Genomic DNA, 13725 nt, shown 5'->3' with positions numbered 1-13725 from the left:
TGGCCCCGGCGCCGCGCATCCCGGCCGGCGGCAGCGCGCCCGAGGCGCCGCCGCGCGAGCCGGACGGCCAGCCGCTGGCCCCGCGCGAGGTGCCGGCCCTGCCGCCGCCCGAGCTTCTCGCGCCCCTCGCGCCGCCGCCGCCGCCGCGGTAAGAGCAGCCCCAACGAGAGGAGGGCCACCATGGCCGAAGAGTTCCACCGCATCCGCCGGCTGCCGCCCTACGTCTTCGCCGAGGTCAACTCGGCCAAGGCCAAGGCGCGCGCGGCCGCGGAGGACATCGTGGACCTCGGCATGGGCAACCCCGACAGCCCGACGCCGCCGCACATCGTCGCCAAGCTGGTGGAGGCGGTGCAGGACCCGCGCACCCACCGCTACTCCATGTCCAAGGGCATCCCGGGGCTGCGCAAGGCCCTGGCCGGCTACTACGAGCGCCGCTTCGGCGTCCGGCTGGACCCGGAGAAGGAGGTGGTGGCCACGCTGGGCTCCAAGGAGGGGCTGGCGAACCTGGCGCAGGCCATCACCTCGCCGGGCGACACCATCCTGGTGCCCAACCCTTCCTACCCCATCCACCAGTTCGGCTTCATCATCGCCGGGGCGACCGCGCGCTCCATCCCCTACACGCCGGACGACGCCATGCTCTCGGCCATCGTGCAGGCCTGCCGGCACTCGGTGCCGCGGCCCACGGCGCTGATCGTGAACTTCCCGTCCAACCCCACAGCGCTGCTCGCCTCGCGCGATTTCTACGCCGAGCTGGTAAAGGTGGCGAAGGCGAACGACCTGTTCATCCTCAGCGACCTCGCCTACGCCGAGCTGTACTTCGACGAGGGCAACCCCCCGCCCTCCGTGCTGGAGATCCCCGGCGCGCGCGACTGCACGGTGGAGTTCACCTCGCTGTCCAAGACCTACAACATGCCCGGCTGGCGCATGGGCTTCGCGGCGGGCAACGAGCGGCTGATCTCCGCCCTGGCGCGGGTGAAGTCCTACCTCGACTACGGCGCCTTCACCCCCATCCAGGTGGCCGCCGCCGCGGCGCTGAACGGCCCGCAGGACTGCGTGGCCGAGATGCGCGCCCTGTACCGCGAGCGCCGCGACGTGCTGGTGAAGGGGCTGCATCAGGCCGGCTGGGACGTGCCGCCCTGCGAGGGCTCGATGTTCCTGTGGGCGCCCATACCGGAGAAGTTCCGCCACCTCGGCTCCGTCGGCTTCTCCAAGCTGCTGCTGGACAAGGCGAAGGTGGCGGTGGCGCCCGGCATCGGCTTCGGCGAATACGGCGACGGCCATGTCCGCATCGCCCTGGTCGAGAACAAGGAGCGCATCCGCCAGGCGCTGCGCGGCATCCGCGGCTTCCTGCAGGGCGACAACGCCGGCCCCGTGGCCCCGGAAGCGGCGGTGGCGAAGTGAGCGCCGCGCTGAAGCTGGGCGTCGCCGGGCTGGGCACGGTCGGCGCCGGCGTCGTCTCGCTGCTGCGGCAGAACGCGGCGCTGATCGCCGCGCGGGCCGGCCGGCCCATCGAGGTGGTCGCGGTGTCGGCCCGCGACCGCACGCGCGAGCGCGGCGTTTCGCTCGACGGGCTGCGCTGGCACGAGGACCCGGTGGCCCTGGCCGCCGACAACGACCTGGATGCCATCGTCGAGGTGATGGGCGGCAGCGAGGGCCCGGCCCGCGCGCTGGTGACCCAGGCGTTGGCCGCCGGCAAGCCGGTGGTCACCGCCAACAAGGCGCTGCTGGCCACCCACGGGGCGGAGCTGGCGGCGCTGTCCGCCCGCACCGGCGCCGCCCTGGCCTTCGAGGCCGCGGTGGCCGGCGGCATCCCCGCCATCAAGGCCCTGCGCGAGGGGCTGGCCGGCAACGAGGTGCGGCGCGTCGCCGGCATCCTCAACGGCACCTGCAACTACATCCTGACCGAGATGCGCCTGAAGGGCCTGCCCTTCGCCGAGGTGCTGAAGGTGGCGCAGGACCTCGGCTACGCCGAGGCCGACCCGTCCTTCGACATCGACGGCGTGGACGCGGCGCACAAGCTGGCCATCCTGGCGGCGCTGGCCTTCGGCCGCCCGGTGGACCTGGGCGCGCTGCACATCGAGGGCATCCGCCACGTCTCGGCGCTGGACATCGCGCTGGCCGGGGAGCTGGGCTACCGCATCAAGCTGCTGGGCATCGCCAGCCGCGAGGCCGGGGGCGTCACCGCGCGCGTGCACCCCTGCATGGTGCCGCTGGACAGCCCGATCGCCGCGGTGGACGGCGTGTTCAACGCCGTGCTGGCCGAGGGCGACGCCGTGGGAAGGGTGATGCTGCAGGGCCGCGGCGCCGGGGCGGGGCCCACCGCCTCCGCCGTGGTGGCCGACCTGGTGGACCTGGCGCGCGGGCGGCACGCCCCGGTGTGGGGCACGGAGGCGCCGCTGGACCTCTCGCCGCCGCTGCCGATGGCGCGGCACCGGGGCGCCGCCTACCTGCGGCTGATGGTGCTGGACCAGCCGGGCGTCATCGCCGACGTCACCGGCATCCTGCGCGACCACGGCATCAGCCTGGAATCCATGCTGCAGCGCGGCCGCGCGCCGGGCGAGGCGGTGCCGGTGGTGATGACCACTCATGAGTGCGACGAGGCGCGGATGCAGCACGCCCTGCAGGCCATCGCCGCGCTGCCCGCCGTGCTGGAGAAGCCCGCCATGATCCGCATCGAGAGCCTGTGATGATCCGTCGCGCCGTCATCGCCCTGGCCGTGCTGACGCCCTTCGGCGCCGTGGCGCAGGAAACCCGCCTGCGGCTGGGGGAATCCGCCACGGTGCGCCGCGCGCCGGAGGAGGCCTTCGCCCGCCTGCGCGTGGAAGCCCGCGCCGCCACCGCCGCCAGCGCCCAGGCCGCGGTGAACCGCGCCGTGGCGGCGGCGCTGGAGCAGGCCGGCCGCGTGCCCCGCCTGCGCGCCACCACCGGCCGCTACGCCACCTACCGCACGGAGGACCCGCGCGGCTGGATGGCCACGCAGCACATCGAGCTGCGCGGCGGCGAGGCCGCTTCCCTGGCCGAGCTGGCCGGCACCCTGCAATCCCAGGGGCTGCTGCTGGAAGGCATCGGCGCCACGCTGAGCGAGGCCGCCCAGCGCGAGGCCCGGGCCGAGGCGACGCGCCTCGCCATCGCCCGCCTGCGCGAGCGCGCCGCCCTGGTGGCGCAGGAGCTGGACCTGCGGGTCGCCAGCATCGCCGAGATCGCGGTGGACGCCGAGCTGCCGGATTTCCGCCCGATGCCCGCGCCGATGGCGGCGCGCGCCGCCGCCGCCGCGCCGCCGGTCGCCGCGCCGGAGGACGTGGCGATCGTGGCGCGCGTCTCCGCCGCCATCATCCTTTCCCCCCGTTGAACACGAGAGCCCCGAGAATGAGCGACATCGACGCCCCGCAGGTGGTGGACCGCAACCTGGCGCTGGAGCTGGTGCGCGTGACGGAGGCCGCGGCGCTGGCCGCCGCGCGCTGGGTCGGCAAGGGCGACAAGAACGCCGCCGACGGCGCCGCGGTGGAGGCGATGCGCCGCGCCTTCGACACCGTGGGCATCGAGGGCACGGTGGTGATCGGCGAGGGCGAGATGGACGAGGCGCCGATGCTCTACATCGGCGAGAAGGTCGGGCTGTTCGCCCGCACCGGCGGCGGGGTGCAGGCCGACATCGCGGTGGACCCGCTGGAGGGCACCTCGCTGACCGCCAAGGCCGGGCCGAACGCCATGGCCGTGCTGGCGCTGGCCGGCAAGGGCGGCTTCCTGCATGCGCCCGACGTCTACATGGACAAGATCGCCGTCGGCCCCGCCCTGCCGGAGGGCGTGGTGGACCTGGACCTGAAGCCGGGCGAGAACCTGCGCCGCCTGGCCGAGGCCAAGGGGGTGCCGGTCTCGCAGCTCACGGTCTGCACGCTGGACCGCGAGCGCCACAAGGACATCATCCGCGCCTGCCGCGAGGCCGGTGCGCGCCTGATGCTGATCCCCGACGGCGACGTGTTCGGCGTGGTGGCGGTGAGCCAGCCGGAGGCCGGGGTGGACATGTACCTGGGCTGGGGCGGCGCGCCGGAGGGCGTGCTGGCGGCGGCCGCGCTGCGCTGCATCGGCGGGCAGATGCAGGGCCGCCTGATCTACGAGGATGATTCGCAGCGCGAGCGCGCCCGCGCCATGGGACTGGCTGACCCCGACGCGAAGTTCGGGCTGGAGGAGATGGCCCGCGGCGAGGTGATGTTCGCCGCCACCGGCGTCACCTCCGGGCCGATGCTGCGCGGGGTGCGCTACGTGCCGGGCGGGGCGATCACCCACTCCATCGTCATGCGCTCCAAGACCGGCACGGTGCGCTACGTGGAGGGGCACCACAACTTCGCCGTGAAGCCGACGCCTTGACCGACGGCCCGGCGCTGGGGGTCGAGCGCAGCGTCTCCGGCCGGCGCTGGGTGTGGCGCGGCCACGACCCGCGCCGGGCGGCGCAGCTGAGCCAGCGCCTGGAGCTGCCTGAGCTGCTGGGCCGCCTGCTGGCCGCCCGCGGGCTGGATGCCGAGGGCGCGGCGGACTTCCTGGCGCCGACCCTGCGCGCCCTGCTGCCCGACCCGTCCCGCCTGGTGGACATGGACGCCGCGGCCGCCCGCCTGGCCGACGCCGCCCAGCGCGGCGAGCGCGTGGCGGTGTTCGCCGACTACGACGTGGATGGCGCTTGCTCCGGCGCGCTGATGGTGGAGGCGCTGCGCGGCTGGGGCGTGGAGGTGACGCGCGCCTACGTGCCCGACCGCATCGCCGAGGGCTACGGCCCCAACGTCCCGGCGCTGGAGCGCCTGATGGACGAGGGCGCGGCGCTGCTGGTGCTGGTGGATTGCGGCATCGCCGCCGCCGACGTGCTGCGCGCCGCCGAGGGCCGCGCCGAGGTGGTGGTGCTGGACCACCACAAGAGCGAAGGCGACCTGCCGCGCATCGCCGCCGCGGTGAACCCCAACCGGCTGGACTGCCCCTCCGGGCAGAAGCACCTGTGCGCCGCGGGCGTCGCCTTCCTGGCCGCGGTGGCCACCGGCCGGGAGCTGCGGCGGCGCGGCTTCTTCGGCCCGGCGCGGCCGGAGCCCGACCTGAAGCGCCTGCTGGACCTGGTGGCGCTGGCCACCGTGTGCGACGTGGTGCCGCTGGCTGGGGTGAACCGCGCCTTCGTGCAGCAGGGCCTGCGCGTGCTGGCCGGCCGCGCCCGCCCGGGGCTGGCGGCGCTGATGGACGTGGCCGGCACCCGCGGCGCGCCCGATGCCTGGACGCTGGGCTTCGCGCTGGGGCCGCGCATCAACGCCGGCGGGCGCATCTCGGTGCCCGACCTCGGGCTGCGGCTGCTGCTGGAGGAGGACCCGCTGGAGGCCCGCGCCATGGCGGAGCGCCTGAACGAGGTGAACCGCCGCCGGCAGGAGGTGGAGGCCGGGGTGCTGGCGCAGGCGCTGAGCCTGGGCGAGCGGCAGGTGCAGGCCGGGCACGCCGTGCTGATGGTCGCCGGCGAGGGCTGGCACCCCGGCGTGGTCGGCATCGTGGCCGGCCGGCTGCGGGAGCGCTTCAACCGCCCCGCCTGCGTGGCCGGGGTGGACGGCGCGGTGGCCAAGGGTTCCGGGCGCTCGGTGCCGGGGCTGGACCTGGGCGCGGCCGTCATCGCGGCGCGCCAGATGGGCCTGCTGCGCTTCGGCGGCGGCCACGCCATGGCCGCCGGCTTCACCGCGGAGCCGGGCCGCCTCGACGAGTTCCATGCCCACCTGGACGAGCGGCTGGCCGCCGCGCGGGACCTGCCCGGCGTGGCGGAGCTGGTGGTGGAGGGGGCGCTGCACCTGCGCGGAGCCACCGCCGAGCTGGCGCACCAGGTGGCCCGGCTGTCGCCCTTCGGCGCCGGGAACGAGGAGCCAGCCTTCGTCATCGCCCGCGCCCGGGTGGTGAAGGCCGGGCGCGTGGGCAAGGAAGGGGCGACGGTGCGCGCCTTCCTGGAAGGCGAGGATGGCGGGCGGCTGAAGGCCGTGTGCTTCCGCGCCAAGGAGGGGCCGCTGGCCGAGGCGCTGCTGGCGACGGGGCAGGGACCGCTGGCGGTGGCCGGCCACCTGCGACTGGACAGCTGGAACGGCGAGGACACGCCCTGCCTGCACCTGCTGGACGCCGCCCGGACCACCTGACGCGGCGCCCACGCTGCGAAGGAATATCGTCCGCAGCACCCGCGAGACAGCTGGCAAGCGCGGAAAATTCCGCAGCGAACAAAGAATGAATACAGTCCTAAAAGGATCAAGTGCCGCTTGAAAGGTTGTTTTTCCCATCATATCACACGCCTGGGTTGCATGATGTCGTTCCTCCGGGCGACGCGAAGTGGGAGACAGCCTGATGGCGTTGGATATTTCCTATGTGAATGACAAGATCCGCCTCGATAACGAGGTCCGGCGCAGCCTGGCGGCTTGGCCGCAATGCCCGCCCGGCATGCAGCCCTCGGCCAAGCAGAACGGAACCTGGCTGCGCGCCCGGCCGGAAAATGGCCGGCCTGCCACCCAGCCCTTCCTGAAGGTTCCCGGCGCCACCCGCCTGCGGACCCTGCCGGACGGGCTGTACCTCCATTTCTCGCCCCGCGCGGACGAGCCCTTCGTGGACATCCTGTGCATCGAGGCGTGCGGGACGGTGCAGAACCTGATGGACAAGCGCGCCCGCTTCGCGCCATCGGTCACTTCGCTGCTCGCGGTCTGCCCGGTGGACTGGCTGTGCGCCCCGGCCCAGCCTGGCAGCGCCGTGCCGCGCTGGCGCATCATCGGCATGTGCCGGCGCGAGCCGCGCGAGCCGCTGGTGGTGCCGGTTCGCGACGCCCGAGTCCTCTTCGCGCTGCGCCCGAAGGACTATGCGGGCTTCGCGCAGTCCCACACCGCGCAGCCGCACGAGTTCTTCTGCCCGATGGACACGCTGATCGCCGCCGACCCCCATACCCACCAGGGCCTGCGCGGCCTGATCTCCCGCGCTGCGCTGGCCGCCAACTTCATGGAGCTGCCGGCCAACGACCTCACGTGAACAGCGTGTACAGCATGCGCGAGGACGTGATCGCCAGGAACAGCGCGAAGGCCCGCTTCAGCAGCAACGGCGGGATGGAATGCGCCAGCCGCACCCCCCACGGCGTCGCGATGATCGAGGACGGCACGATCAGCGCGAACCCCACCAGGTTCACCCAGCCCAGCGAGAAGGGCGGCCGCCCCTCCGCCCCGATGCCGGCCAGGATGAAGCCGACGGTCGCGGGCACCGAGATCACCAGCCCGAAGGCCGAGCACGTCGCCACCGCCTGCCGGATCGGCACGCCGAACAGGCTCAGCACCGGCACCCCCACCGTGCCGCCGCCGATGCCCATCATCGCCGACACCGCGCCGATGGCCGCCGCGATGCCGTGCCGCGGCGCCCCCTGCGGCACCGTGTCGCGCATGCGCGAATCCACGCCGGTGAACCCCATGTTCAGCGCCACCAGCAGCGCCACCACCGCGAAGACCAGCGTCAGCCCGGGCCCCTTCAGCACCACCGCCAGCGCCGTGCCCAGCAGCACGCCCGCGAACATGGCCGGCGCCATGGAGCGCAGCAGGCCCACATCCATCGCCCCCTTCGCGTGATGCTTGCGCGCCGAGATGATGGAGGTCGGGATGATGGTGGCGAGCGAGGTGGCCACCGCCACCTTCATCTGCGTCGCCTCCGGCACCTGGAACAGCGGCAGCACGTAGAACAGCACGGGCACGATGACGATGCCCCCGCCCACCCCCAGCAGCCCGGCCAACACGCCCGAGACAAGCCCGGTGGCCGCCATCGCGGCGGCCAGCGCCACCAGGAACTGCCAGTCATGCATGGGTGTGGCTGCCTTCCGGTGCTCGCGCATCCGCCATAGCCTCGCGTCCCTGACCTGTCACTATGGCCCGCGCATGCTCATCACCGACCCGTGGTTCTACGCCCTGGCCGTGCCGGCCTTCCTGCTGACCGGCATCAGCAAGGGCGGCTTCGCCTCGGGCGCGGGCAACACCGGCGTGCCGCTGATGTCGCTGGTCATACCGGCGCCGCAGGCGGCCGGCATCGCGCTGCCCGTGCTCTGCGCCATGGACCTGGTGGCGCTGCGCGCCTGGTGGGGCCGGTGGGACGCCGCCATGCTGCGCTCCCTGCTGCCGGGCGCGGCGCTGGGCATCGCGCTGGGCTGGGCCGCCTTCGGCCTGCTGCCGGACTCGGCGGTGAAGCTGCTGGTCGGCGCGCTGACGCTGGCCTTCCTGCTGCGCGCCGTGCTGGCGGGCGGCAAGGGGGCGGCCCCGGCGCCGGCACCTTCGCGGGCGCGGCGGCTGGGCCTCTCCGCCGGCTCGGGCTTCGCCTCCTTCATCGCCCATGCCGGCGGGCCGCCGATGGCCATGCTGCTGTTCCCGCTGCGGCTGCCGCGGGCCACGCTCTCGGCCACCACCGTGGCCTTCTTCGCCACGGTGAACTTCGTCAAGCTGCTGCCCTATGGCCTGCTGGGCGTGCTGTCGGCGCAGAACCTGCTCACCTCGCTGGTGCTGCTGCCGCTGGCGCCGCTCGGCATCCGGCTGGGCGTGGCGCTGTCCGCCCGCATCAGCGACCGGACCTTCTACCGCATCGTCCACGCCCTGCTCCTCGCCACCTCCCTGCAACTGATCTGGGAGGGGCTGGCGCGCCATTAGACCCCCGGCGCCGCGGCGACGAACTTCGTCAGCAGGTAGGCGTCCAGCCCCTCCGGCCCGCCCTCGGAGCCGTGGCCGGAATCCTTGATGCCGCCGAACGGCGTCTCCGCCACGCTGATGCCGAAGGTGTTGATGCCCAGCATCCCGCTTTCCACCTGCTCGGCCAGCCGCGCCTGGCGGTCGGCGTCGCGGGTGAAGGCGTAGGCGGCCAGGCCGAAGGGCAGGCGGTTCGCCTCCGCCAGCGCCTCGTCCTCCGTGCTGAAGCGGTTGATGAGCGCCACGGGGCCGAAGGGCTCCTCCGTCATCATGCGCGCGCCCAGCGGCACGTCGCTCAGCACGGTGGGGCGGAAGAAGAAGCCCTCGTTGCCCATGCGCTCGCCGCCGGTGTGCAGCTTGGCGCCCTTGGCCACGGCGTCGCCGATGAAGGCGGTCATCGCGTCCACCCGGCGCGGGTTGGCCAGCGGGCCCATCTGCACGCCGGCCTCCATCCCGTTGCCGATGCTCAGCGCCGCCGCCGCCTTGGCGAAGGTTTCGACGAACTGGGCGTGCTTGCTCTCATGCACCAGGAAGCGCGTCGGGCTGACGCAGACCTGCCCGGCGTTGCGGAACTTGCCCGCCACCGCCATCGCCGCCGCCTTCTCGGCGTCGGTGTCGTCGAACACCAGCACGGGGGCGTGGCCGCCCAGCTCCATGGTGGTGCGCTGCGCCTTCTCGGCCGCCAGCTTCATCAGCATCTTGCCCACGGCGGTGGAGCCGGTGAAGCTCACCTTGCGGATCACGTCGCTGGCCATGATGTGCGTGCTCACCTCGCCCGGCACGCCGAACACCACCTGGATGACGCCCGGGGGCGCCCCGGCCTCGGTGATCAGGCGCGCCATCTCAAGCGCCGTGGCCGGCGTCTCCTCGGAGGGCTTGATGATGCAGGGGCAGCCCGCCGCCAGGCTGGCCGCCATCTTGCGCGCGGGCGTGATGGCCGGGAAGTTCCACGGCGCGAAGGCTGCCGTCACCCCCACCGGCAGGCGGTGCACCAGGTGGCGTGTCCCGGCGGCGCGGGCGGGGATGACGCGGCCGTAGGCGCGCTTGCCTTCCTCGGCCATGAACTCGAACACGTCGGCCGCCGCCAGCACCTCCATCTTGGCCTCGGCGTGCGGCTTGCCCTCCTCCAGCGTCAGCATGGCGGCGATGCGGTCGGCCCCGGCGCGCATGCCGTCCGCCACCTTGCGCAGCACCGCCGCGCGCGCGTAGGCCGAGGTGCCGGACCACACCGGCAGGGCGGCCTGCGCCGCCTCCAGCGCCCGGTCCAGGTCGGCCGTGCTGGCATGGGGCAGGGTGCCGAGCGCCTGCCCGGTGGCGGGGTTCAGCACCGGCTCGCTGGCGCGTCCGGCGGCGTCCAGCCACTCGCCGGCGATCAGCAACTTGAGCGCGGGGTAATCATAGGCCATGGCGGTTCCTCCTGTCCGGGGGCAGGATAGGCGCCGCATCCACAGGCGGCCAGGGGACGCGCCATGATTCGACACACCACCCGCCGCGCCGCGCTGCTCGGCGCCGCAGCCGGCCTGTCCGCCTGCGCCATGCCGGTGCGCCAGCCGGCCGTCCCGCGGGGCGACACCTTCCGCGCGAGCGTCCTGGGCATCCCGAACGAGCGCTTCGTGGGCGCCGGCATCGCCGCCGGCATGACCGCCGAATCCAACGCCGCCATCGCCCGCCGCCGCCGCCACCTCGGCCTGCCGGACAGCGCGGAGCTGCCGATGGACCTGCTGGCCATCTCCGGCGGCGGCGAGAACGGGGCCTTCGGCGCCGGCCTCATCACCGCCTGGGCCGACCGGCCGGAATTCTTCCTCGTCACCGGCGTCTCCACCGGCGCGCTTTCCGCGCCCTTCGCCTTCATCGGCCCGGCCGGCGACGCCGGGCTGCGGCGCGTCTACAACGACGTCACCCTGGCCGACATCCTGGTGCAGCGCTCCCTGCTCGCCGCCGTGTTCGACGACGCGCTGGTGGACACCTCGCCGCTGTTCCGCACCATCTCGCGCGAGCTGGACGACGCCATGCTGGCCGCCATCGCCCAGGGCTACCGCGAGGGGCGGCTGCTGCTGGTCGGCACCACCAACCTCGACGCGCAGACGCCGGTCATCTGGAACATCGGCGCCATCGCCGCCTCCGGCCACCCGCGCGCGCCCGAGACCATCCGCCGCGTGCTGCTGGCCTCCGCCGCCATTCCCGGCGCCTTCCCGCCCGTGCTGTTCGACGTCGAGGTGGACGGCCAACGCTTCCAGGAGCTGCACGTGGATGGCGGCGCCGTGGCGCAGGCCTTCCTGTATCCCACCGCGGTGGCGCAGCGGCGGCGCGACGCCATCCGCGCCGGCCGCCGCGTGCCCCCCGTCCGCGCCTGGCTGGTTCGCAACGCCCGCATGGACGCCGACTGGGCGAGCACGGAGCGCCGCACCTACTCCATCGCCGGCCGCGCGGTGCAGACCATGATTGCCGCCTCCGGCTACAACGACTCCGTCCGCACCTGGCTCAACGCCGAGCGCGACGGCGTCGAGTTCCGCATGAGCTGGATCGGCGAGGGCTTCACCGTGCCCTACGAGCGCCCCTTCGACCCCGCCTACATGCGGCCCCTGTTCGCCTACGGCCAGCAACGCATGCGCGAGGGCACGGCCTGGGTGCGGCAGCCGCCCTTCACCTGAGCCCCACCACAGGCTCCGGCCGGCGCTGCGCCGCGGCGGAAGCCGTCGCGGGGGGCCGGTTCGCGGGCGCGCCGCCGCCGCCCGGAGGCCGCCAGCCGGGCAGCGGCCACGCGGATGCGCGCGTGCCGGGACGCGCCGGCCCGGCACGCCCGGCTCTGCGCCAGGGCAGGGCCCCGGTGCGACCGCGAGGACGCGGGGTGCCGGCAGGCGCGGGCCGGGCGGGGCAGGGGGGCAGGGCATGCTACCACCCCGCCTTCGCCCAGGCCGGAATGCGCCGCACCCCGTGATGCACCCTCCCCAGCCGCGCCATCGCGCCCACCAGCCGGCACATCCCCGCGCACATGCGCTCCAGCGGCAGCGCCAGCGGGCGGATCACCTCCTGCCACCACCAGGCGGACATATCCGGGTCCGGCATCCAGGAGGGCGGGGCGCGCAGCGCCGAGGCGAAGCCGCAGCGCCGCGCCAGCGCCACCCCCTCGCGCCCCTGCGCCCGCCAGGCGCGGCGGTAGGCCAGGCAGGCGAACCACTCCATCGCCGCCGAGGGCGCGCCGGCGAACCGCATGGCGCGCAGCATCTCGGCGAACACCCCCCGCCGCGCCCAGCGCAGGAAGCAGCGGCGCAGCGCCTCCGGCGCCAGCCCGGGCGCCGCCGCGCTGCGGGCCTCCCGCCACGGCAGGCCGCGCGCCGCCGCCTCCAGGCAGGCTTCCAGCCGCGCCACCGCCCCGTGCGCCGAGGGCCGCCCGGCCCGCCGCGGGCCCAGGCCGCACAGCGCCAGCACCTCGCCCAGCCAGCGCCGCTCCCCCTCGGTCAGCGGCCGCCACTCATGCCGGCGGGAGCGGCGGAGGCGGGGGCGGTCGGGGAAGGGGGAGGGCGGGCGCATGTCCTGAACAAAGCCAGAACACCGCCCACAAGGTCAAGGAAAAGCGCCCAAACGCCCTGATTTCAACGGCTTGTGGGCGTCCCCGTCAGCAGGCGCAGCCTTCCGCCGGCGCGCGGGAGCCGCGGACGATGTGATGGTCCACCCATTCCGCCACCAGCCGCCGCGCCTCGGTCACCGAGGCCTCGGGGTGGTGCACGCGGTACAGGGTGGTGCAGGCCTGGAAGGCCGCGAGGTCGCTCTGCCCCACGTCGCGCAGCTCGCGATAGGCGGTGACGACGGCGCGCTCGCAACGCCGGGCCATGTGGCTGTAGTCGCGACCCATGAACCCCTCCGGGTTGCGAATCACTCGCAACACGCAGGGACTTTAGCGACCCTTGAACAGCCGTTCAAGTGAGTCCCGCATTACGCCCGCGCCACGGCCTCGGCGATGGCCTTGCCCACGTCCGCCGTGCCGGCCTGCCCGCCCAGGTCGCGGGTGCGCGGCCCGCCGTCGCGCAGCAGCGCCTCGATGGAATCGGTGATGGCCTTGGCCGCTTCGCGCTCGCCCAGGTGCTCCAGCATCATCGCCCCCGACCAGATCTGCCCGATCGGATTCGCCACCCACTTGCCTGCGATGTCCGGCGCCGAGCCGTGCACCGGCTCGAACATCGAAGGGTGCGCCTTCTCCGGGTTGATGTTGGCCGACGCCGCCACGCCGATCGAGCCCGCCACCGCCGGGCCGAGGTCGCTCAGGATGTCGCCGAACAGGTTGGAGCCCACCACCACGTCGAACCAGTCCGGGTGCTGCACGAAATGCGCGCACAGGATGTCGATGTGGAACTGGTCCGTCGTCACGCCCGGATACTGCTTGGCCATCAGGTCGAAGCGCTCGTCCCAGTAGGGCATGGTGAAGGTGATGCCGTTGGACTTGGTGGCGCTGGTCACCTTCTTCCTGGGCCGGGTCATCGCCAGCTCGAAGGCGTACTTGATGATGCGGTCCGTCCCGGTGCGGGTCAGGATGGATTGCTGCGAGACGAACTCCCGCTCCGTCCCCGGGAACATCCGCCCGCCGACGGAGGAATACTCGCCCTCGGTGTTCTCGCGCACCACGTAGAAGTCGATCTCGTGCGGCTGGCGGTCGGCCAGCGGCGTGCGCACGCCCGGCAGCAGCTTGCACGGCCGCAGCGACACGTACTGGTCGAAGCCCCGGCGGATCGGGATCAGCAGCCCCCACAGCGAGACGTGGTCCGGCACCCCCGGCCAGCCGACCGCGCCCAGGAACACCGAGTCGCTGTCCCGCAGCTGGTCCAGCCCGTCCTCCGGCATCATCCGCCCGGTCTGGGCATAGGTCTCGCAGGACCAGTCATAGTGCTTCAGCGCCAGCTCGAAGCCGAAGCGCCGGGCGGCGGCGTCCAGCACGCGCAGCCCCTCCGGCGTGGTTTCCTTGCCGATGCCGTCGCCGGGGATGACGGCGATGCGGTGCTTCCTGGCGGCCATGGGCGCGTCCTCTCCGGTGCGGTTTCCC

13 protein-coding genes are annotated in these 13725 nt (G+C 73.9%); 8 read left to right on the top strand and 5 right to left on the bottom strand.

The features are described 5' to 3' along the window. Positions 1 to 180: 180 nt before the first annotated feature. The 6 genes from ACI6QG_RS07520 to ACI6QG_RS07495 all read left to right on the top strand — a co-directional run bounded on the left by ACI6QG_RS07520 (position 181) and on the right by ACI6QG_RS07495 (position 7008). Positions 181 to 1401: an LL-diaminopimelate aminotransferase gene (locus ACI6QG_RS07520; RefSeq protein ID WP_407023964.1), complete on the top strand. Its 1221-nt coding sequence runs from the start codon at positions 181 to 183 to the stop codon at positions 1399 to 1401. Beyond that, complete coding sequence (locus ACI6QG_RS07515; protein ID WP_407023963.1) at positions 1398 to 2687, top strand: homoserine dehydrogenase; 1290 nt, start codon at positions 1398 to 1400, stop codon at positions 2685 to 2687. Before ACI6QG_RS07520 ends, ACI6QG_RS07515 begins: the two co-directional genes overlap by 4 nt. Then, entirely contained in the window at positions 2687 to 3349 is a 663-nt protein-coding gene (locus ACI6QG_RS07510) for an SIMPL domain-containing protein (RefSeq protein WP_407023962.1), read from the top strand. The genes ACI6QG_RS07515 and ACI6QG_RS07510 overlap by 1 nt, the downstream gene beginning before the upstream one ends. Positions 3350 to 3366: 17 nt before the next feature. Continuing rightward, positions 3367 to 4362: a class II fructose-bisphosphatase gene (gene glpX, locus ACI6QG_RS07505; protein ID WP_407023961.1), complete on the top strand. Its 996-nt coding sequence runs from the start codon at positions 3367 to 3369 to the stop codon at positions 4360 to 4362. After that, complete coding sequence (gene recJ / locus ACI6QG_RS07500; protein WP_407023960.1) at positions 4359 to 6137, top strand: single-stranded-DNA-specific exonuclease RecJ; 1779 nt, start codon at positions 4359 to 4361, stop codon at positions 6135 to 6137. Before glpX ends, recJ begins: the two co-directional genes overlap by 4 nt. A gap of 223 nt (positions 6138 to 6360) precedes the next feature. Beyond that, complete coding sequence (locus tag ACI6QG_RS07495) at positions 6361 to 7008, top strand: hypothetical protein (RefSeq protein ID WP_407023959.1); 648 nt, start codon at positions 6361 to 6363, stop codon at positions 7006 to 7008. On the opposite strand, the gene ACI6QG_RS07490 is transcribed toward ACI6QG_RS07495, so the two are convergent. After that, on the bottom strand, positions 7001 to 7822 hold the full coding sequence (locus ACI6QG_RS07490; protein ID WP_407023958.1) for a sulfite exporter TauE/SafE family protein: 822 nt from the start codon (positions 7820 to 7822) through the stop codon (positions 7001 to 7003). The two genes, ACI6QG_RS07495 and ACI6QG_RS07490, sit on opposite strands and share 8 nt — an antisense overlap. A gap of 73 nt (positions 7823 to 7895) precedes the next feature. Between ACI6QG_RS07490 and ACI6QG_RS07485 the strand changes: the two genes are divergently transcribed. Beyond that, a complete protein-coding gene (locus ACI6QG_RS07485) occupies positions 7896 to 8654 on the top strand; it encodes a sulfite exporter TauE/SafE family protein (protein WP_407023957.1) in 759 nt (252 codons plus the stop codon). Here the strand turns inward: ACI6QG_RS07485 and ACI6QG_RS07480 are convergent. Then, complete coding sequence (locus tag ACI6QG_RS07480; RefSeq protein ID WP_407023956.1) at positions 8651 to 10096, bottom strand: NAD-dependent succinate-semialdehyde dehydrogenase; 1446 nt, start codon at positions 10094 to 10096, stop codon at positions 8651 to 8653. The two genes, ACI6QG_RS07485 and ACI6QG_RS07480, sit on opposite strands and share 4 nt — an antisense overlap. A gap of 63 nt (positions 10097 to 10159) precedes the next feature. Between ACI6QG_RS07480 and ACI6QG_RS07475 the strand changes: the two genes are divergently transcribed. After that, positions 10160 to 11341 (top strand): patatin-like phospholipase family protein, encoded by a 1182-nt coding sequence (locus ACI6QG_RS07475; RefSeq protein ID WP_407023955.1) that lies wholly within the window; start codon positions 10160 to 10162, stop codon positions 11339 to 11341. A 241-nt stretch (positions 11342 to 11582) separates the two neighbouring features. On the opposite strand, the gene ACI6QG_RS07470 is transcribed toward ACI6QG_RS07475, so the two are convergent. From ACI6QG_RS07470 to ACI6QG_RS07460, 3 genes are all read right to left on the bottom strand, one after another. After that, positions 11583 to 12221: a hypothetical protein gene (locus ACI6QG_RS07470; RefSeq protein WP_407023954.1), complete on the bottom strand. Its 639-nt coding sequence runs from the start codon at positions 12219 to 12221 to the stop codon at positions 11583 to 11585. An 85-nt stretch (positions 12222 to 12306) separates the two neighbouring features. After that, positions 12307 to 12543 carry a hypothetical protein gene (locus ACI6QG_RS07465; protein WP_407023953.1) on the bottom strand — a complete coding sequence of 79 codons (237 nt, stop codon included), beginning with the start codon at positions 12541 to 12543 and terminating at the stop codon, positions 12307 to 12309. An 80-nt stretch (positions 12544 to 12623) separates the two neighbouring features. After that, positions 12624 to 13697: a tartrate dehydrogenase gene (locus ACI6QG_RS07460; RefSeq protein ID WP_407023952.1), complete on the bottom strand. Its 1074-nt coding sequence runs from the start codon at positions 13695 to 13697 to the stop codon at positions 12624 to 12626. Positions 13698 to 13725: the final 28 nt, after the last annotated feature.

It is taken from the genome of Sabulicella flocculans (genome assembly GCF_045449635.1).
Lineage (GTDB): Bacteria > Pseudomonadota > Alphaproteobacteria > Acetobacterales > Acetobacteraceae > Roseococcus.
This window is presented reverse-complemented; position numbering and strand designations above follow the sequence as displayed.